At 63.6% G+C, this 20027-nt stretch carries 17 protein-coding genes; 9 read left to right on the forward strand and 8 right to left on the reverse strand.

Going from position 1 to position 20027, the window contains the following annotated elements:
* The first annotated feature begins 161 nt into the window (after positions 1 to 161).
* Positions 162 to 1388 carry an aminotransferase-like domain-containing protein gene (locus M1D43_RS02740; RefSeq protein WP_010969673.1) on the forward strand — a complete coding sequence of 409 codons (1227 nt, stop codon included), beginning with the start codon at positions 162 to 164 and terminating at the stop codon, positions 1386 to 1388.
* A gap of 221 nt (positions 1389 to 1609) precedes the next feature.
* Here the strand turns inward: M1D43_RS02740 and M1D43_RS02745 are convergent, their stop codons facing one another.
* From M1D43_RS02745 to M1D43_RS02765, 5 genes are all read right to left on the reverse strand, one after another.
* Positions 1610 to 2659 (reverse strand): aldo/keto reductase, encoded by a 1050-nt coding sequence (locus M1D43_RS02745; protein WP_010969672.1) that lies wholly within the window; start codon positions 2657 to 2659, stop codon positions 1610 to 1612.
* Positions 2660 to 2695: 36 nt separating this feature from the next.
* Complete coding sequence (locus M1D43_RS02750; RefSeq protein WP_153313819.1) at positions 2696 to 3370, reverse strand: glutathione S-transferase family protein; 675 nt, start codon at positions 3368 to 3370, stop codon at positions 2696 to 2698.
* Positions 3371 to 3685: 315 nt separating this feature from the next.
* Positions 3686 to 3922 carry a 30S ribosomal protein S21 gene (rpsU, locus tag M1D43_RS02755; protein ID WP_003537123.1) on the reverse strand — a complete coding sequence of 79 codons (237 nt, stop codon included), beginning with the start codon at positions 3920 to 3922 and terminating at the stop codon, positions 3686 to 3688.
* A gap of 42 nt (positions 3923 to 3964) precedes the next feature.
* On the reverse strand, positions 3965 to 4252 hold the full coding sequence (locus M1D43_RS02760) for a hypothetical protein (RefSeq protein ID WP_003537122.1): 288 nt from the start codon (positions 4250 to 4252) through the stop codon (positions 3965 to 3967).
* A 170-nt stretch (positions 4253 to 4422) separates the two neighbouring features.
* Positions 4423 to 4632, reverse strand: coding sequence for a cold-shock protein (locus M1D43_RS02765; protein ID WP_003537120.1), 210 nt, complete (start codon positions 4630 to 4632; stop codon positions 4423 to 4425).
* A gap of 381 nt (positions 4633 to 5013) precedes the next feature.
* Between M1D43_RS02765 and M1D43_RS02770 the strand changes: the two genes are divergently transcribed.
* The 4 genes from M1D43_RS02770 (at position 5014) to M1D43_RS02785 (ending at position 10938) form a co-directional block, all read left to right on the forward strand.
* On the forward strand, positions 5014 to 5994 hold the full coding sequence (locus M1D43_RS02770) for an ABC transporter substrate-binding protein (RefSeq protein WP_153313818.1): 981 nt from the start codon (positions 5014 to 5016) through the stop codon (positions 5992 to 5994).
* Positions 5995 to 6001: 7 nt separating this feature from the next.
* Positions 6002 to 8038 (forward strand): ABC transporter permease, encoded by a 2037-nt coding sequence (locus tag M1D43_RS02775; RefSeq protein WP_153320901.1) that lies wholly within the window; start codon positions 6002 to 6004, stop codon positions 8036 to 8038.
* Positions 8026 to 9087 (forward strand): ABC transporter ATP-binding protein, encoded by a 1062-nt coding sequence (locus M1D43_RS02780; RefSeq protein ID WP_153313816.1) that lies wholly within the window; start codon positions 8026 to 8028, stop codon positions 9085 to 9087. Before M1D43_RS02775 ends, M1D43_RS02780 begins: the two co-directional genes overlap by 13 nt.
* A gap of 138 nt (positions 9088 to 9225) precedes the next feature.
* On the forward strand, positions 9226 to 10938 hold the full coding sequence (locus M1D43_RS02785; protein ID WP_010969667.1) for an HAD-IIB family hydrolase: 1713 nt from the start codon (positions 9226 to 9228) through the stop codon (positions 10936 to 10938).
* A gap of 37 nt (positions 10939 to 10975) precedes the next feature.
* On the opposite strand, the gene M1D43_RS02790 is transcribed toward M1D43_RS02785, so the two are convergent.
* Positions 10976 to 11170 carry a hypothetical protein gene (locus M1D43_RS02790; RefSeq protein ID WP_003537108.1) on the reverse strand — a complete coding sequence of 65 codons (195 nt, stop codon included), beginning with the start codon at positions 11168 to 11170 and terminating at the stop codon, positions 10976 to 10978.
* 225 nt (positions 11171 to 11395) lie between these two features.
* Between M1D43_RS02790 and ftsZ the strand changes: the two genes are divergently transcribed.
* Positions 11396 to 12436, forward strand: a complete 1041-nt coding sequence (gene ftsZ / locus M1D43_RS02795; protein ID WP_010969666.1) for a cell division protein FtsZ — start codon at positions 11396 to 11398, stop codon at positions 12434 to 12436.
* 289 nt (positions 12437 to 12725) lie between these two features.
* On the opposite strand, the gene M1D43_RS02800 is transcribed toward ftsZ, so the two are convergent.
* Together M1D43_RS02800 and M1D43_RS02805 are read right to left on the reverse strand one after the other, a co-directional pair.
* Positions 12726 to 14495, reverse strand: coding sequence for an adenylate/guanylate cyclase domain-containing protein (locus M1D43_RS02800; protein WP_153313957.1), 1770 nt, complete (start codon positions 14493 to 14495; stop codon positions 12726 to 12728).
* A 184-nt stretch (positions 14496 to 14679) separates the two neighbouring features.
* The gene (locus tag M1D43_RS02805; protein ID WP_153313956.1) at positions 14680 to 16008 is read right to left on the reverse strand and encodes a PQQ-dependent sugar dehydrogenase; all 1329 of its coding nucleotides are present in this window, start codon (positions 16006 to 16008) and stop codon (positions 14680 to 14682) included.
* A 276-nt stretch (positions 16009 to 16284) separates the two neighbouring features.
* On the opposite strand from M1D43_RS02805, the gene M1D43_RS02810 reads away from it, so the two are divergent.
* From M1D43_RS02810 to M1D43_RS02820, 3 genes are read left to right on the forward strand one after another with little or no spacing between them, the layout of a single operon-like run.
* Positions 16285 to 17424, forward strand: coding sequence for a TRAP transporter substrate-binding protein (locus M1D43_RS02810; RefSeq protein WP_010969663.1), 1140 nt, complete (start codon positions 16285 to 16287; stop codon positions 17422 to 17424).
* Between the two features lie 40 nt (positions 17425 to 17464).
* On the forward strand, positions 17465 to 18166 hold the full coding sequence (locus tag M1D43_RS02815; RefSeq protein ID WP_003529993.1) for a TRAP transporter small permease subunit: 702 nt from the start codon (positions 17465 to 17467) through the stop codon (positions 18164 to 18166).
* On the forward strand, positions 18163 to 19902 hold the full coding sequence (locus M1D43_RS02820) for a TRAP transporter large permease (protein ID WP_003529994.1): 1740 nt from the start codon (positions 18163 to 18165) through the stop codon (positions 19900 to 19902). Before M1D43_RS02815 ends, M1D43_RS02820 begins: the two co-directional genes overlap by 4 nt.
* Positions 19903 to 20027: the final 125 nt, after the last annotated feature.

Raw genomic sequence — 20027 nt, forward strand, 5'->3', positions numbered from 1 at the left:
CCGGCACCTTCTCCCCGCAGGCGGGGCGAAGGAGACGGCGCGGCTCCGCACTCGTTTGCCCGATCAAAGGGACGGTCGAGAGTTCAACAAGATAGGTCAGGAATATTGACTTAAATATTGCGCTGTGTTCATGTCCCTCGGGTGCAACCGGGAGGACCTCCATGCTGGATTGGGAAAGCATTTTCGCCACGCGCTCGAGCCGGATGAAGGCTTCGGAGATCCGCGAATTGCTGAAGCTGCTCGATCGCCCCGACATCATTTCGTTTGCGGGCGGAATTCCCGATCCGGAGCTTTTTCCGAATGATGCGTTCAGAGAGGCTTATGCCGAGATTTTCGGTGGGCCGTCGGTCGGTGCCGCGCTGCAATATTCGATAAGCGAGGGCTATCGCCCGCTTCGCGAGTGGCTCGCCGGGCAGATGGCGGCACTTGGCATTCCGGCGAGCGTCGACAACATCTTCATCACCTCCGGGTCGCAGCAGGGGCTCGATTATCTCGGCAAGCTGTTTCTGTCGCCGAAAGACACGGCGCTCGTCACCTGGCCGACCTATCTCGGTGCGCTGCAGGCCTTCAACGCCTATGAACCTAGCTACGATCAGCTGAACCCCGCCGGTAACCGGACGCCGGCAGCCTATGCCCAGGCCGCAGCGGAAGCGGGCGGGCGCGTCAAGTTCGCCTATCTCTCGGCCGACTTCGCCAACCCGACCGGCGAGACGGTGGGCCGCGCCGGGCGCGAGCGCGTCCTCGAACTTGCCGAGGAGCTCGACATCGCCATCATCGAGGATGCGGCCTACCAGTCGCTGCGTTATGACGGCGAGGCGATCCCGCCGATCCTTGCACTTGAGATCGCCCGCAAAGGCGACATAAACAGCACCCGCACGATCTATTGCGGCAGCTTCTCGAAGACACTGGCGCCTGGCCTTCGCGTCGGCTGGATCTGCGCCGCCGAACCGGTGATCCGCAAGCTGGTGCTGATGAAGCAGGCCGCCGACCTTCACTCCTCCACGATCAACCAGATGGCGATCGCGACCGTTGCCGAGCGCGGCTTCGAGGAGCAGGTGGCCAAGATCCACAAGGCCTACCGGCAGCGGCGTGACGCGATGCTGTCGGCGCTCGAAAAATACATGCCCGCCGGCGTCACCTGGACGAAGCCCGAAGGCGGCATGTTCATCTGGGTGACGCTACCGAAGGGGAGCGACGGCGCTGAGCTGCTCGCCAAGTCGATCCAGACGGCCAAGGTGGCTTTCGTCCCCGGCCGCGCCTTCTTCGCCGACGGCTCCGGCGAAAACACCCTGCGGCTCAGCTTCTCCTGCGCCAACGACAGGATGATCGACGAGGGCATCCGCCGGCTGGGCGATCTCGTTCGCGGCGAGGTCGCGCAGGCGGCCTAGGCGGAAGTCGCGGCAGGCTCTGGGTATTGCCCCTCATCCGGCTGCCGCCACCTTCTCCCCGCAAGCGGGGAGAAGGGACAAGCGGCATTCACTCAGTTCCGATGAACGGTTGCGGAGAAATTTCGAGCGGCTACCGCGAGTCTCCTTCGCCCCGCTTGCGGGGAGAAGGTGCCGGCAGGCGGATGAGGGGCGGCCGCGGGTTCATAAAGTCCTGCCGTCACTCAGATATGCGGCCCGAGCAGCGACAGATCGGCTTCGCCGAGGCGGTCCTTGGCGGTCCAGAGCTGATGCCAATAGGGATAGAGCACCGGCGGCAGGCTGACGGCGTCGAGGAGTTCGCGTTCCTCGTCGGTGAGCTTCAGGCCGGCGGCGGCGAGATTGTCGCGGAACTGGTCCTCGGTGCGCCCGCCGATGATCACCGAGGTGACGGCATCGCGGCCGATAAGCCAGGCGAGCGCGATCTGCGCCGGGGACACGTTGCGCTCGGCGGCGATCGCCACCAGCATGTCGACGATCTTCCACAGCCGTTCCTCGTCGCGGATCGGCGGCTCGTTCCAGCCGGCAAGCTGGCGGGTGCCTTCCGGCGACTGTCCGCGCCTGTGCTTGCCTGACAGAAGGCCGCCCGCAAGCGGGCTCCAGACGAGGATGCCGAGACCCTGGTCGATCGAGATCGGGACCAGTTCGTACTCGGCCTCGCGTGCTTCGAGCGTGTAATGAATCTGTTGGCTGACGAAGCGCTGGCGATGTTCGAGCGCACTGATGCCGAGTGCCTTCATGATGTGCCAGCCGGAATAGTTGGAGCAGCCGATATAGCGCACCTTTCCCTGGCGCACGAGCGTATCGAGCGCTTCCATCGTTTCCTCGAGCGGCGTCTGGCCGTCCCATTCATGCACCTGGTAGAGGTCGATCACATCGGTCTTCAGCCGCTTGAGGCTCGCCTCGCAGGCGCTGATCAGGTGATGGCGCGAAAGACCGCCGTCATTCGGACCCGGGCCCATGGAGAAGCGTGCCTTGGTGGCGATGAGCACACCGTCCTTGCGCTTTCCGCCGAGAACCTCGCCGATGATCTCCTCGCAGGCGCCGGTCGAATAGATGTCCGCCGTATCGATCAGATTGACGCCCGCATCCAGGCAGAGGTCGACATAGCGGCGGGCGTCCGCGATGCCGACATCGCCGACCTGGGCGAACTTGCCGCCGCCGCCGATCGTCATCGTGCCCATGGTGATGGTCGAGATCTTGAGCCCGGAGCGGCCGAGCCGACGATATTCCATTATCTCGCTCCTTGTGTTTTTGGTCGAGTAGGGATGTTAGAGGAATCTCGCGGGTATCGCGTCCTTATAGGGAAAGAGCGGGAAATAAGGCCGCGCCTCGGCCAGCGTGCGCTGGAAGGAGGGGCGCTCCAGCAGGCGCTCGAAATAGGCGCCGAGGCTTGGATGCGTGCCGTCGAACGGGGCCACGATCCCGGCATAGAAGAGGGCGGGCGCGGCGGCGCAGTCGGCGATCGAGAAGCTTTCCCCAGCGGCAAAGCGCCGGTCCCTGAAGTGGCGTTCGGCAAGATCATAGGCGGTCGCGAGCGACGCTTGCGCATCGGCGACGCCGCGCCGGTCGTTCTCGCCGGAAGCGCGGAGCGTGTCGGTCACGATCTTCTGCATCGGCACCTGGACGTAAAGGTCGAAGAAGCGGTCCCAGAGCCGCGCCTCGAGCGCCAGGGCGTCGTCGCGCGGGATCAGCGGCTGCGCTCCGGGGTAATGCTGGTCGAGATATTCGATGATCACCGAGGTTTCCGGCACCGTCCTGTCGCGCGCACTGTCGTGCAACACGGGGATCTTGCCGACCGGCCAGACCTCCAGATAGCGCGCATGCTCCGCCGGGTTCCCGAGGTCCACGACCTGCGGCTTGAACGGAGTGCCGGCTTCGTAAAGCGCGATCAGCACCTTGTGACAGAAGGATGCGAGCGGATGAAGATAGAGGGTGAGCGTCATGCGACATTTCCTTGGGCCAAACCCCCAGTGACTATAGCGCGGATTCGGGAAGGGAAAAGTACGCTTGTCCGCAACGCCCTCGGTGGAAGTCCGTCATCGGCCTGGTCGAGGTGACGGCGCGCGGCCGCGTTGTGGGTCTGGGGGCTGCAAAGGCGCAGGAAAAGGGATCGCAGTGTCGAAGGAAACGCCGCAGAGGGGACAGAGCGACTTCACGCATGAAAACGACGCGCAAGGGCGCGTCGCAAAGTGGTACCAGCCTACAGCGGCAGACGTGCAAAGATCGCCGCAGCTGTTGTGCAGCCGGAGCGGCGCGCCTCAGCGCGCGCGGGCGACTTTCTTCGGCGACGGCAGCAGGCCTTCTCGCTGAAGCTTCTTGCGCGCCAGCTTGCGGGTGCGGCGGACAGCTTCGGCCTTTTCGCGGACGCGCTTTTCGGACGGCTTTTCGTAGGCGCTGCGCATCTTCATTTCGCGGAAGACGCCTTCACGCTGCATCTTCTTCTTGAGAACGCGAAGAGCCTGGTCGATGTTGTTGTCCCTGACGAGTACCTGCAAAGTAGATCCTTTCCGTATTTATGGGATTGCTGATTGGGTTCTTTATTTCGGCGTCCTGATGCTCAAGGGTTTGAACCAGGGCTTACCGTCGAGCGATGCCGCCTGGCCATGTTCCTGAACCGGCGAAGCCGTTTCCGAAGGATCGATGTCGTGTTCGAAGATGCGCCGCTCGAAGTTCTCCGTTCCGAACCGCACCCGATACTGCGCTTCCCCATGTTCGGCCGCGGGCAGGATCGACACGATGCGGCAGGTCCGGTCCGCAGCAGCCGTGCGCGTGAGATCGGCTCTCAGGACGACACTGTCGCCAACGCTGTAGGTGTTCCGGCCCATGGCCACCTCCTTCGTCCATGCCACCCGGAGGGCGGCACAAGCAAAAAAGGCCGGGCGTTACCCCGACCTCCTCTTGAGCGCCGCGCGTCTTTTCAGACGCGCTAGGGCGCCCCCGTCATTCAAACGCTCCCTGCCAGTACATCCGTGGTCAGCGGAGGCGAATGACGAATTTATGCGGCCCGCAGATTGTCTGCCGAGCTCTTGCCGGACTTGGTGTCGCGGACGATGTCGTAGGTAACCTTCTGGCCTTCTACGAGCGAACGCATTCCAGCGCGTTCAACGGCGGAGGCGTGCACGAATACGTCCGTAGCGCCATCGTCGGGCTGAATGAAGCCGAAGCCCTTGGTGCTGTTGAACCACTTTACGGTGCCTGAGTTCATAACGATTTCCTTTCAATCGCTAGAGTTCCCGGACGAATATCAGTCCGGTATGATCGATATTGAGAGGAAATCTGACGAAGCGCTTCGGCGCGTAGACAAAGGTCACAAGCAAGTTTCGATGAGCTATATATAAACGCTGCTTCGAGATATGCAATGGATGAACCGAATTTAATTGTGCGAGGGCCTCACCCCGTCCGGAAAATACGATCAAGCCGCTGATTTGAATCGCAAATAATATTCTCGAGGGATCGTTCGAAAACATTCGGGGGAATGCTCCGGCCGGCGGACGAGCTGAGGTTCTTCCGGCTTTTCGCTGTCACATCCCTGTAAAACACCCGCTCTATCCCTCGGCGCGATCTTTCTCCGACCGAGGGCAAACTCATGAAAACGCTTCTCCCTGCCGTCGCCGCCGCGCTCGTCGCCGGCCTTCTGTCCACTGCCGCTTTCGCTGAAAGCCTCGTGCTCTACACCAGCCAGCCGAACGAGGACGCGCAGGCGACGGTCGATGCGTTCGAGGCGGCGAATCCGGGTGTCGAGGTCGAGTGGGTGCGGGAGGGGACGACGAAGATCATGGCCAAGCTGATGGCCGAGATCGAGGCGGGCAACCCGGTGGCGGACGTGCTTCTGATCGCCGATACGGTGACGATGCAACGGCTGAAGGAAGCGGGACATCTGATGCCCTACAAATCTCCGGAAGCGGCGGCTTATGACGCCTCGCTCTTCGATGGGGAAGGCGCCTATTATTCGACGAAGATGATCACCACCGGCATCATCTACAACGCTTCCGCTTCGATGAAGCCGACCGGCTGGCAGGATCTTGCGAAGCCGGAGGCCAAGGGTCTCGTTACCATGCCGAGCCCGCTCACCTCGGGTGCGGCGCTGATCCATGCGCAGACGCTTGCCGGCATCGGCGGGCTCGGCTGGGACTATTACAAGGCGCTCGCCGAAAACGGCGCGACTGCTGCCGGCGGCAATGGCGGCGTATTGAAAGCGGTCGCGACCGGCGAGAAGGCCTATGGCATGGTGGTCGATTTCATGGCCATCCGTGAGAGGGCCAAGGGTGCGCCGGTGGAATTCGTCTTCCCGGCGGAGGGCGTTTCCGCCGTCACGGAGCCGGTCGCCGTTCTGAAGACCGCAAGGAATCCGGAGACAGCAAAGAAATTCGTCGATTTCCTGCTCTCCGAGGAGGGCCAGCAGGTGGCCGTGAAAATGGGCTATATCCCGGCGCGCGACGGCATGGCCTTGCCGGCGGGCTTTCCGGCGCGCGAGACGATCAAGGTGCTTCCCGTCGATGCTGCCGAAGCCGTCAAGAACTCCGAGGCGGATCTGAAAACCTTCTCCGGCATTTTTGGTACCAACTGACCTTCCGATGCCGGACACTGACGAGATCGCCCGCAGCCGGCGCCGGGTACCTCGCACGCCGGCTGCGGACCCGAATGCCGAGGGAGGTTCCGGCTTGAAAATGCTGGGGCGCCCTCTGCGCGTAATGGCAAAGGCGCGGTCCTGGCGGTGGCTTCGGTTCGCATTCGGCGGCGCGACGGAGGAGGGGGCCGAGCGGAGCAGGGAACCGACCCGGGCCCCGCTACCGAAGGCGCTGACGCGGACGCTGCGCGGCTTCGAGGTGCCGCCGTCACCCTACGTGACGGAAGATCGATCACCTAAGACGAACTCCTCGAAGGCCGGGACGGGGTGGCGAGCGGCATATTTTCGACTTCGTGGCCAGCGCATGTCCGCGGGCGGGGAGCCCGCATGGCTCCTGGCATTGGTGTTCGGCGCAGTCTTTCTGCTTTCGGCGCTGCCGCTGATCCGACTCGGATGGGCCGGTATCAAGGGGCTCGAAGGAGGCGAGGCGGTGAGGGTGCTCTTCGAGGCGGCGACCTTCGCGGCGCTCCGCAATACGCTGATTACGGCGGCGGGCGGCATGGCGATCTCGCTCTTCGTCGGGGCACTCTTCGCCTTTGTCGTTGCGCTTACGGATATCCGCGGCAAGCTTGCCCTGAGCTTCGCCTTCATGCTGCCGATGATGATCCCGCCGCAGGTGACGGCGCTCGCCTGGGTGGAGATGTCGGGTCCATCGAGCCCCCTGCTCAAGACGCTGGGGCTTGCACCGCCGCTCGGCAGCCCGCAGCCACTCTATTCGCTTGCGGGGATCGCCTTGCTTCTCGGCGTACAGCATGCGCCGCTCGTCTTCCTGGCGGTCAAAGCCGGACTTGCAGCGGCCCCGCGCGACGGGGTCGAGGCGGCGCGGCTTTCCGGCGCCTCGCCCTGGCGCGTCTTCCGCGACATCGTTCTGCCGCTTTCCTCTCCGGGGCTCATCGCCGGAGCGGCGATCGCCTTCGTCTCCGGTATCGGCAATTTCGGTATTCCGGCGATACTCGGCATACCCGCCGCGATCGAGACGCTGCCGACCTTGATCTTCAGCCGGTTTGCGAGTTTCGGTTCGTCCACCTTCGGCGAGATCGCCGTGCTTTCGACGCTGATCGCCCTGATTTCCGCAGCAGGGCTGCTGCTGCAGCAGCGAGCGCTCAAGGGCAGGGACTATCGCCTGATCGGCCTTGCCGGCGCGAGGGCCGCCTTCACGCTCGGGCGCTTGCGGATCGCCGCGGAGGCGCTGCTTTGGTCAATCCTGGCGCTGCTGCTGGTCGCGCCGCTCCTGGCGCTCGTCGCAAGTTCCCTGGTGCCGGCCTACGGCGTGCCGCTCAGTTTCGACACCATGTCCTTGAACGCCTATGGGGAAGTACTCTTCCGCCAGTCGATGACGCTGACGGCGCTCAAGAACTCCCTCTTCCTCGCCTCCGCCGCTGCAGTCGGCCTGCTTGCGGTCACCATACCGGCCGGTTACCTGCTCGTGACGCGACGCGGGCGGCTTGCCAGTCTGCTGGCGATCCTGATCGAGATCCCCTATGCGCTGCCCGGCATCGTGCTCGCCGTCGCCTTCATCCTTGCCTTCGCGGCACCGCTGCCGCTGATCGGCGTTTCGCTCTACGGTACGATCTGGATCATTCTTGCCGCCTATTTCTCCTCCTTCCTTGCCGTGAGCCTCAAGCCGGTGATGAGCGCCTTCCTGCAGATGGATCCCTCGCTCGAAGAGGCGGCGCGGCTTGCGGGTGCGGGGTTCCTGCGCCGTATGCGCGACGTTCTGCTGCCGCTTCTGGCCCCGGCCGCCGGCGCCTCGGTCATCCTCGTCTTCCTAATCGCGGCGAACGAATTGACCGTCTCGGCGCTCCTGTGGTCCGCCGGCACGCAGACGCTCGGCGTCGCGATCTTCAATCTCGACGACAGCGGCTCTTCCGATCTTGCCTCGGCGCTCTCCGTGCTCGTCGTCGTCATGGTCATCGGGTTGATGGCGGCGCTCGAATTCCTCGCGAAATACCTGCCGGAGGGCGTGCTGCCATGGCGCAATTGATCCTCAACCACCTGACCAAGGACTTCGGCGGCAAAGGTGCAGACCGGGTAAGGCCGGCTGTTTCGGACGTGTCGCTGGCGCTGCGCAAGCAGGGATTTCTCGCACTGCTCGGGCCTTCCGGCTGCGGCAAGACGACGGTGCTCCGGATGATCGCCGGCTTCGAGCAGCCGACGGACGGCTCGATCGAGCTCGGCGAGCGCAGGCTTTCGGATGCAACCCGCGTGCTGCCGCCGGAAAAGCGCAACATGGCGATGGTGTTTCAGTCCTATGCGCTCTGGCCGCATATGACGGTGGCGGAGAATGTCGGCTACCCGTTGAAGGTCCGCGGCATTTCCAGGGAAGCCTGGCGCAAGCGGGTAGGCGACGCGCTTTCGCTGGTGAAGCTTACGGATTTCGCCGATCGGCGGCCGGCTGTGCTTTCCGGCGGTCAGCGGCAGCGTGTGGCGCTGGCGCGCTGCCTGGTCACGGAACCGGACGTGGTGCTGCTCGATGAGCCCCTCGCCAATCTCGATCAGCATTTGAGGAAGTCGATGGAGGAGACCTTCCGCGCCTTTCACGAGCGCTCCGGTGCGACGATGATCTATGTGACTCACGACCAGGCCGAGGCGATGGCGCTTGCGACCGATGTCGCGGTGATGTCGGAAGGCAAGCTTCTTCAGGTGGCGCCGCCGGCGGAAATCTATGCGCGGCCGGAGGGGCGGGTCGTCGGGGGTTTGATCGGTCGCGGCGCGATCGTGCGGTTGAATTTGCCGGAGGGAGGGGCGCGTGCGCTCGATTGGCCGCTCCTCGGCGCCGCGCTTGGTGAGATGCCCGCGGGGGAGGAGCATGCAGGCGGGGGGCCGCTTTCCGACGTGCTCGTCCGTCCGGAGCAGGTTCATCGGGATAGCGAAGGCATTCCGATGCGGGTTCTCTCCTCGGTCTTCGAGGGCGAACGCTTCGCTCTCACACTGGCGCTGCCGGACGGGCAGAGCGTCAAAGCCTATAGCAGCGTGCCGCTCTGCGAGGGCGCTCGCGTTCCCTTCGTCGTGAGTGGAGGTTGGCGGCTTTGAACGAAGCTTGCGGCGACAGGCGGCCTTGCGGGCCGGAACCAGCCTTGGCCTTGCACGTTCCACCGTGCAGCACGACAATAGCGGCGGCTAACGATCGAGCGGATCTGGCGGCCGGCGACAGAAGGAGGCGGCGCGCAGATGTATGTCATGGCTCTTGCGACGGATTACGACGGCACACTTGCAGACTACGGTGCCGTCCGTCCTGAAACTCTGGAGACCTTGAAGAGGCTGAAGGAGAGCGGGCGCAAGCTTCTGCTCGTGACCGGGCGCGAGCTGCCGGACCTCAAGAGCGTGTTTCCCGAAATCGACGTGTTCGACAAGGTCGTCGTCGAGAACGGCGCGCTGCTCTATACGCCGGAAACCGGGGAGGAGCGGCTGCTTGCACCCTCGCCGCCGGAGGCCTTCATCGAGCGCCTCAAGGAGAAGGGCGTCGACAGGATGTCGGTCGGCCGTTCCATCGTCGCCACCTGGGAGCCGTTCCAGACAGCCGCGCTCGAGGCGATCAACGAACTCGGCCTCGAACTTGAGATCATCTTCAACAAGGGCGCCGTCATGGTGCTTCCGACGGGGGTGAACAAGGCCACGGGGCTCAAGGCGGCCCTCAAGGAGATGGGGCTTTCCTTTCTCAATGTGGTGGGGGTAGGCGATGCCGAGAACGATCACGCGCTTTTAAGGATGTGCGGCTGCGGAGCCGCGGTCGCCAACGCCCTGCCGGCGCTCAAGGATACGGCCGACGTGGTCCTCGAGGGTGTGCGCGGGGCCGGCGTCGAGCAACTGATGAACCGGATCATGGAGTCCGACTATGCGTTGTGCGCGAGTGCCCGTCACCAGGTGCCGATCGGTGAGGATGACGAGGGGCAAGTGGAGATCGGACCGCAGGACGTGCTGCTGATCGCGGGGAGTTCCGGCATCGGCAAGTCGAGGCTGGCGACCGCCCTTGCGGAGCGATTACGGGAGCGGCACTTCCAGCTCTGCATATTCGATCCCGAGGGCGACTATGAGGGGCTTGAAGGCGCCGTGACCGTGGGTAACGGGTCTGTCGCGCCTACGGGCAGGGAGGTGCTGGAGCTGCTGGCCAATCCGGACGACAACGTCGTCGTCAGCGCAACAGGCGTCGAACCCAACGACCGGCCCGAGTTCTTCGCCAACCTGATGCCGGACCTGTCGGCGCTGCGTGCCAGGACGGGCAGGCCGCATTGGCTGATTATCGACGAGGCCCATCACCTCATGCCGGCAGCGCGCGACAGTGCCTCGCTCGCGCTTTCCGACGACCGCTCCGGCATGATCATGATCACGGTCCATCCGGATTCCGTCTCACCGGATGCGCTCAAGGAGATCACTGCGGTCGCAGCGCTCGGTCCAAAGGCGCGCGACGTAATCGCGACGATATGCTCCGTCTTCGACGAGGCGCTGCCGGCCGGGCTGGACGCTTCTTTCGGGGAAGACGAGGTTCTTTTCTGGCGGCGCACGCCGCCCACGCCGGTTCGGCGGATCAAGGCCGAACAACCCCGGGAAGCCCGCAAGCGGCATACGCGCAAATATGCGGAGGGCCGGTTGGGCGAGGAGGCAAGCTTCTATTTCCGCGGTCCGAAGAACGAGATGAATTTGCGCGCCCACAATCTGACGATGTTTCTGCAGATCGCCGAAGGCATAGACGACAGGACCTGGGAGCACCATTTGCGTCGCGGCGACTACTCGAAGTGGTTCGAGGAACGCATCGGCGACGAGGAATTGGCCGGGGAGGCGGCAGGCATAGAAGAGGATCGTTCGCTCTCGCCCGCCGAAAGCCGGCAGAGGCTGGCCGAGGCGGTGCGCCGGCGCTACACCGCGCCCGCATCCGAAGCGGGTTGAGCCGGCGCCTGCCGCGGGCGTTGAAAGGACGACCTCTTTACTTTTTCGGCTTCTGCTTCGAGGCGGCGCTGCGGCCGTCGGAGCTTTTCGAACGTTCGTCGAACCGCTCGGCGCCTTTCCTAAGGTCGGACCCCTTTTGTGCTTCTGTCTTTTTCTCTTCCTTGGCGGCGCTTTTGCGCAGGCCGGTGGCGGATTGCTTGCCCTTTGCCGTCGGGGCTTGTTCGATACCCATGGCAGCCATTCCTCCTTGAGCGAAACCCAGATTGAACGTGCTCAAATATTTCTTTGTTCCTCTGCCGATGAAGGTAGTTGTGGACTGCCTTGATTTTGTCGCTCTTGCCTTCTCTGTGGCTTTTTTGAATTCCTAGAATGAAAGCGCCTGATTCGCGCCGCACCGCATACGATCTCCGTGTTCCGAGTTTTCGGGCGGCCGGGGAACTGCCCAAGGAGAAGAACCATGACGGAATACAAGAAGCCGATCATTACCGAGATGCGCCCGAAGATCACGGTCATCGGCGTCGGCGGCGGCGGCGGCAACGCGATCAACAACATGATCGCCGAAAACCTGCAGGGCGTCGATTTCATCGCCGCAAACACGGACGCGCAGGCGCTGGCGACGTCCAAGGCGGAGCGGCGGATCCAACTGGGCGCTGCCATCACCGAGGGTCTCGGCGCCGGTTCGGTGCCCGACATCGGCAATGCGGCCGCCCAGGAATCGATCGACGAGATCATGGATCACCTCGGCGGCACGCATATGTGCTTCGTCACGGCAGGCATGGGCGGCGGTACCGGTACGGGAGCGGCGCCGGTGATCGCGGAAGCGGCGCGGCGGGCCGGCATCCTGACGGTTGCGGTCGTCACCAAGCCCTTCAGCTTCGAGGGACAGCGGCGCATGCAGACGGCGGAGCTCGGCGTCGAGCGGCTGCGGGAGAGCGCAGACACGGTCATCGTCATCCCCAACCAGAACCTCTTTCGCATCGCCGATGCCAAGACGACCTTCGCCGACGCATTCATGATTGCCGACCGGGTCCTCTATTCGGGCGTCAGCTGCATCACCGACCTGATCGTCAAGGAGGGGCTGATGAATCTCGACTTCGCCGACGTCAAGACGGTGATGAAGGGCATGGGCCGGGCGATGATGGGTACGGGCGAAGCGACCGGCGAGAACCGCGCGATGCTGGCGGCGGAAGCGGCGATCGCCAACCCGCTGCTCGACGAAGTCTCCATGCGCGGTGCCAAGGGCGTGCTCGTGTCGATCTCCGGTGGCATGGACATGACGCTTTTCGAGGTGGACGAGGCGGCGACCCGCATCCGCGAGGAAGTTTACGACGAGGCCGACATCGTCGTCGGCGCGATCTTCGACCGGAGCCTGGACGGCACTTTCCGCGTGTCCGTCGTCGCGACCGGCCTCGACAGCAACCGCAGCGCCCAGCCGACGGCGCCGGAGGCCATGAACGGCCAGACGGCGGCCGCCGTTCCTTCGCGTACGCTGCAGTAGGATAGCGGATACGGCGGATGCCCCCGTACGGGGGAGATGTCACGAAAGTGACAAACGGGTGCGAGTTTTCAGGAAACACAACACTACTGCAGTTTGCCCTCTCCTCGGGTTAAACCAGAGGACTAGCCCTCTCCCCGCAAGCGGGGAGAGGGGACGTGCCTGATCGGGCACATCCCATTCCAAGCAATCTGGCGGAGGCAACAGAGCGCTGCGAGTCCCTTCGCCCCGCTTGCGGGGAGAAGGTGCCGGCAGGCGGATGAGGGGCGGGCCTTCCAGCAGCAGCTGGATATCAGTCAGGCAGGCCGGCGCGGTGCAGATCGCGGACGAAACGATCGATGAAATCTTCCGGGATGACCGGCACGCTGCCGAAGTAGAATTCGGCGCGGGCCGTTTTCACGGTCATGTCCGGCCGCCGGCGAAGAAGGCTCGCCACGGCTGAACCGGCTTCGTCGGACCGCTCCATGGCACCGAGGGAGGCTGCCAGGACCATTGCCGGCCAGAAGGTGGCGTTCTCCTGGCGCAGGGAGGCGCGAGCCGCTTCGGCGGCTTGCGCGAAGCGACCCGACTGATAGTGGGCGATGGCCACCATGTTGTAGAACGTCCACAGATGCGGATCGCGGGGGCTCAGCCGGAAGGCTTCGTTGATCGCGGCAATGCCTTCCTCCGGACGGCAGACATAGCAAAGCGCTTGCCCGAGGGCGAAGTGGCCCTGGGCGAAGCTTGCATCGAGCCTCAGCGCATTGCGCAGGTGGTCTATGCCGCGCTGCGGCTGGCCGCCGAGCGCCCGTGCCCGGCCGAGCGCAAGATGGGCAGCCGGCTCACGGTCGTCGAGCGCAATTGCGCGTTCCGCGAGCGCCGTCGCGTCGGCGATCCGCTCGGCCCGCTCGTCCAGGGGGCCATACCAGCCGAGCTGTATATGGACATAGGCAAGCCGCGCATGGGCCTGGGCAAAGGCGGGCTCGAGATCGATCGCCCCCTCGAAGAGCGCTTTGGATATCCTCAGATTCTCCAGATCGAACTTGTAAAGGTGCCATAGCCCCTTCAGATAAATGTTCCAGGCATCCATGTCCGTCGCGGTGTGGCCGCGCAGCGCAGCGAATTCGATGAAGCCGAGTTCCGGCTCCACGGTGCCGGTGATCTGCCCCGCGATCTCGTCCTGGAGCACGAAAACATCGTCCAGCATGCGGTCGTAGCGTTCTGCCCAGAGCAGCATGCCGGTCTCGCCGCTCAGCAATTGCGCCGTGATGCGGATGCGGTTCGCCGCGCGACGTATGCTGCCCTCGATCACGTATTTGACACCCAGGTCTTCCGCCACCCTCCTTACGTCGGCTGCCTTCCCCTTGAAGGTGAAGGAGGAGTTGCGGGCGACGACGCGCAGCCACCGGCATCGGGCGAGCGTGGCGATCAGTTCCTCGGTAAAGCCGTCGGAGAAATGTTCCTGTTCTTCGACGCTCGAAAGATTGACGAAGGGCAGGACGGCGATCGAGGGACGCTTCTTACCGGGCAGGGGATCGGTTTGCGCCGGCGCCGGCGGCTCTTCGCCTGCCGCGCCGCCCGGCTGCCAGCGCCAGGCGCGCAGCGGACCGGGAAGATCGGCAAATGTCCTGCAGCCGATTTCGGTCAAGGGGAAATCCACCTTCAAGCCGATCTGGTCATAGACCTGCTGCGACACACAGACGCCCCCGGGCGGCGCCATCTCCTGCAGGTGCTCGGCAACGGCAATGCCTTCGCCATGGATATCGCCATCGTCAGCGACGATGTCACCGAGATGGACGCCGATGCGCAATTCCAGACGCTCTGCTTCGGCGCCTCCGGCGTGGTCATGCATCGTTCGCTGGATCGCGACCGCGCAGGCGACCGCGTCGAGAACGCTTGCGAATTCCGCAAGCGTGCCGTCTCCCGCCTGCTTGACTATCCTTCCGCCATGGGCCGCGACCAAAGGCAGAATGAAGGCATCACGGCATCGTTTGACCGCCCGGTACGTGCCCGCTTCATCCAGTCCCATCAGCCGGCTATAGCCGACGACGTCCGCGTCCATGATCGCTGCCAGCCGCCTCATGCCGTCCGTCTCCCGGCGATGTCGTGAGCGAAAAACCGATCGGTTGAACATGTGTGAGCGGTAATTCGTGCGTAGTTTCCGGTCCGCTCCAAAGTGCCGCGGACGCCATGAAAAGTCGCATTGCGATCGCCTCGAGTGGGAGAGTAGCAATGGGGAAGCGGCAAGTCTATCGGGGCGAAAACCGCTATCTTCGGCTGACGCGCCAGATGACATTGCCGACATCGTCGGCGACGAGCAGGGCGCCCCGCCTGTCGATCGCAACGCCGACCGGCCGGCCCATCGCCTTGCCGTCCCGACCGACAAAGCCGGCGAGGACGTCTCGCGGCCGGCCGTTCGGCTTGCCGTTGGCGAAGGGCACGAAGATCACCTTGTAGCCGCTGTGCACGCTGCGGTTCCAGGAGCCGTGCTGGCCTACGAAGGCGCCGTTGGCATAGGCGCGCCCGAGCGATGCTCCTTCGGAGAATGTCAGCCCCAGCGAAGCGGTGTGCGAACCGAGAGCGTAGTCGGGTTTTACCGCCTTCGCTACGAGATCCGGGCGCGGCGGCTTGACGCGCGCATCGACGTTCTGACCGAAGTAGCTGTAGGGCCAGCCATAGAAGGCGCCGTCCCTGACGGAGGTCATGTAGTCCGGCACGAGATCGTCGCCGAGCTCGTCCCGCTCGTTGACGGCGACCCAGAGCTCGCCGCTTTCCGGGTTCCAGGACAGACCATTGGGATTGCGCAGGCCCGAAGCGAAGACCCGGGTGCGGCGGCTTGCCTTGTCCACCTCCAGGACGGCGGCGCGATATTTTTCCGCAGCCATGCCGTTTTCCCCGACATTGCTGTTGGAGCCGACGGTGACATAGAGCTTCCGTCCGTCCGGGCTCGCGATCACGTCTTTCGTCCAGTGATGATTGAGATTTCCCGCCGGCAGGTCGATGATCTTTTCCGGCGTGCCCAGGCGCGTCTGGCCGCGGGAATAGGGGAACGCGACGAGCGCGTCGGTATTGGCGACATAGAGCTTGCCCTCTGAGAGCGTCATGCCGAAGGGCGAGTTGAGACCTTCGGCGAAGGTCCTGCGAAGATCGGCGATACCGTCGCCGTCGGTATCGCGCAGGAGCGTGATCCGGTTGGCGCTTGTCGCCGCGGCGCCCGCTCGCTTCATCGCCAGCTTCATGAATGCCTTCTTGAGGCTGAAGCCTTCGTCGTGCTTGGCCGGTGCATTGGTTTCGGCCACGAGCACGTCACCGTTCGGCAGCACATGCAGCCAGCGCGGGTGATCGAGGCCCGCAGCAAAGGCGTTCACCTTCAGCCCTTTTGCCGGCGTCGGCGTGGCGCCTTCCCGCCAGCCTTTTGCGTCGGCGATGTTGACGGTCGGGATCACCGTAGGGTTGGGCTTCGGCAAGGTCGGATTCGGGCCATAGCCGACAACGCCCGTCGTACGGGCCGCTTTTTGCGCCGAAACGCCGGCGCAGCCCGCCATAAGCGCACCGGCCATGGTGATGACGATCAGGTTTCGCGGAACGGTAGTCATCCCTATGCCCTCCGGAAGAGATCGGCTGTTCTCGCAGTGAGACGGAACGCCGTGTCATACTATTCCCTTCCGCATCCGATCGGCAGCGTTCTCGGCTCGTTCCCTGCAATCTTTGCGAGGGGCCGCATTCGGGAGTATTCTCTCCTGCAGCAAGAAAAAAACGGGGCGCAGCGCGTCTCCAGACGATGCTTGTGCCTCTTCAGCGATTGTGAATGCCCGCGAAAAAATCCGCTCCCAAGACGGGAGGGAGTTCGCGCGCAGCCTTGGGAGGAAAACATGAAACACAGAGCCGAAAGCGGGGGGACATCGCGCCGCAGATTTCTGCGCGGCGCTGCAGCGGCCGGGGCGGCCATGGCTGCAGCGCCAAGCATCGTGAGGGCACAAGGGCCGGTCAGCATGCGCTGGCAAAGCACCTGGCCGTCCAAGGACATCTTTCACGAGTTCGCGCTCGACTTCGCAAAGAAGGTCAACGACATGACCGGTGGCGACCTCAAGATCGAGGTGCTTCCGGCCGGTGCCGTCGTGCCGGCATTCGGACTGCTCGATGCGGTTTCCGAAGGAACGCTCGATGGCGGCCACGGCGTGATGGTCTATCACTACGGCAAGCAGACTGCACTGGCGCTGTGGGGATCGGGGCCCGGCTTCGCCATGGATGCCAACATGATGCTGGCCTGGCACAAATATGGCGGCGGCAGGGACCTGCTCGCCAAGCTCTACGAGTCGATCGGCGCCAATGTCGTGTCGTTTCCCTACGGGCCCATGCCGACACAGCCGCTGGGCTGGTTCAAGAAACCGGTCGCCAAGGCCGAGGATCTGCAGGGACTGAAGTTCCGCACCGTCGGTATCTCGATCGATGTGTTCACCGGGCTTGGTGCGGCAGTCAACGCTCTTCCGGGCGGCGAGATCGTCGCCGCACTCGACCGCGGCCTGCTCGATGCGGCGGAATTCAACAACGCCTCATCCGATCGCCTGCTCGGCTTTCCCGACGTCTCCAAGGTCTGCATGCTGCAGGGCTATCATCAGAATGCCGAGACATTCGAGATCCTGTTCAACAAAGGAAAGTTCGACGGCCTGCCGGACCAAATGAAGGCAATCATAAGCAATGCGGTGGACGCGGCGTCGGCGGACATGGCCTGGAAGGCGATCGACCGCTACTCCACGGATTATCGCGAGATGCAGACGGCCGATCAGGTCAAGTTCTACAAGACGCCCGAAGCGATCCTGAAGCGGCAACTCGAAGTCTATGACGAGGTGGTGAAGAAGAAATCTGCGGAAAATCCGGTGTTCAAGGAGGTTCTGCAGTCCCAGATCGCCTTTGCCGAACGCGCGACACGCTGGGAGCAGGATACCGTCGTCAACCGGCGGATGGCCTTCGACCACTATTTCGGGCGAGACGGGGTCGCCAAGTCGCTCTGACTTCATCCCGATCCCGCACATCACCGGCGCGGGGCCGGTGATGTGCGGTCAGGACCTGGCCATCCCGGGGGTGCGCGTGAACGTTCAGCATCTGCTCATGAGGATCGACGCCATCAGCGTCTGGACCGGCAAGGCGGCCGCGTGGCTGATCATCGGTCTGATGGTGCTGGTCTGCGGTGAAGTCTTCAAACGCTACATCCTGAACATGCCGACCGCATGGATATTCGATGCCAGCAACATGCTCTACGGCAGCCTCTTCATGCTGGCGGGCGCCTATGCGCTGGCGCAGAACGCGCATGTGCGCGGTGATTTCATCTACAGCTCGTTGAAGCCGCGCACGCAGGCGGCGCTCGACCTCATCCTTTACATCTTCTTCTTCCTGCCCGGCATCGCCGCCCTCATCTATGCAGGCTACGACTACGCCGCATTGTCATGGCGGATCGGCGAGCACTCGACAGTCACGGCTGAAGGGCCGCCGATCTACTACTTCAAGACGGTCATTCCGATCGCAGGCGCGCTCGTCATTCTTCAGGGACTGGCGGAGATCCTGCGCTGCATCGTCTGTCTCAGAACCGGGGCGTGGCCGGCCCGGCTTAAGGACGTCGAAGAGATCGACGTCGTAGCCGAGCAGCTTGCCCATAGCGAGCATCTGGACGAGGAAACGCGCGAGGCTGCCATCGAACGCGCGCAGGACATCGACAGGGCGGCCCGGCAGCGCGGCCTCGGAGGGGGAGAGCGGTGAGTGAACCATTCCTTGGCTTGACGATGCTGGGCCTCATCGTGGTCGTGATCATGATGGGATTTCCGACGGCCTTCACCCTCATGGGTCTCGGAATGCTGTTCGGTTTCTACGCCTTCTACAATCCGGTGGAACCCTGGATCGACAATCGCGTCTTCGATCTCATGGTCCAGCGCACCTACGGCGCCATGACCAATGACGTGCTGATCTCCATCCCGCTTTTCGTGCTGATGGGCTACGTGATGGAGCGGGGCGCGCTGGTCGACAAGATGTTCTACAGCATCCAGCTGTCATTCCGGCGCGTTCCGGCATCGCTCGCGGTGACGACGCTCATCGTCTGCACTTTCTGGGGCATAGCCAGCGGCCTTGTCGGCGCCGTGGTTGTGCTGATGGGGGTGATCGCCATGAACCCGATGCTGCGGGCCGGTTACGATGTGAAGCTTGCCTCGGGCGTCATCACCGCCGGAGGAACGCTGGGCATCCTGATTCCTCCTTCGGTGATGATCATCGTCTATGCGGCGGTGGCCGGCCAGTCGGTGGTCAAGCTCTATGCGGCGACGATGTTTCCCGGCTTCTTTCTGGCGCTCCTCTATCTCGCCTATGTCCTCGGCTGGGCGATGCTCAATCCGAAGATCGCGCCGCGCCTGCCGGAGGAACAGACGCGCGTACCGGTGCCGCCATGGATGAAGCATTTCGCAGAGGTCTATTCATCCAACATGCTCGCCGGTCTTCTCGTCGCTCTCGTTTCGCCGTCACGCGCGCTCGGGATCAAGGCGGGGGAGGGACGGCTCACCTATTGGAAACTCGTCAAGAACCTTGCTGCGGCGTTCGTTCCGCTTCTGCTGACGGCGTCCACGCTCGGTCTTCTCTGGTGGTATGTCGTCATTCATCAACAGGCCGCCGCGACCGAAGCGCCGGAGGGGCTGGAAGAGCTCGGCGCGCCGCTTGCGGATGCAGGGCCTGCGACGGCTGACGGCCCTGCGACGAGCTTCTACGTCTGGTTCGGCCTCGCCGCCGCGGTCGCCGTCTTCGCGCTCCTGCGCTACTATCGCAACATGACGGCCGAACGGCTGCAGGTGGTGAAGCTCCTCGTTTCCTCAGTCATGCCGCTCGCAATCCTGACGGTGGTGGTGCTCGGGGTGATCCTGTTCGGCATCACCACTGCGACGGAATCCGCCGCAGTCGGCGCGGCCGGTGCCTTCCTGCTGGCGCTCCAGGCGCGGACGCTTGACTGGCAGCGCACCAAGGAAGCGGTGTTCCTGACCGCCAAGACGACCGCCATGGTCTGCTGGCTGTTCGTCGGATCGGCGCTTTTCTCCGCCGTTTTCGCGATCCTCGGTGGACAGGCGCTGGTGGAGCAATGGGTTCTCGCGCTGAACCTCACCCCGGTGCAGTTCATGATCCTGTCGCAGGCGATCATCTTCATTCTCGGCTGGCCGCTCGAGTGGACCGAGATCATCATCATCTTCGTGCCGATCTTCCTGCCGATGCTCCATCATTTCGACATCGACCCGATCCTCTGGGGCGTGCTCGTCTTCGTCAATTTGCAGGCTGCGTTCCTGTCGCCGCCGGTTGCGATGTCGGCCTACTATCTCAAGGGGGTGTCGCCGCCGCAGGTGACCCTCAACCAGATATTCGCGGGCATGATGCCTTACATGCTGATCGTCATTCTCTGCATGATCATGATGTATATCTGGCCGGGCATGACGCTCTGGCTGCCCGAATATCTCTACGGCTGATGCGCTTGCTGCGGCGGTGCAACGGCGCCGCCGATATGACGCGCGAATGTTCATCTGATACAGCGCCATACAAAAACAGGGCCCGCCGTCAGCGAGCGGGTCCTGGTAGATTGCGGCGAAAACTT

This window comes from Ensifer sp. R1-3, assembly GCF_056739175.1.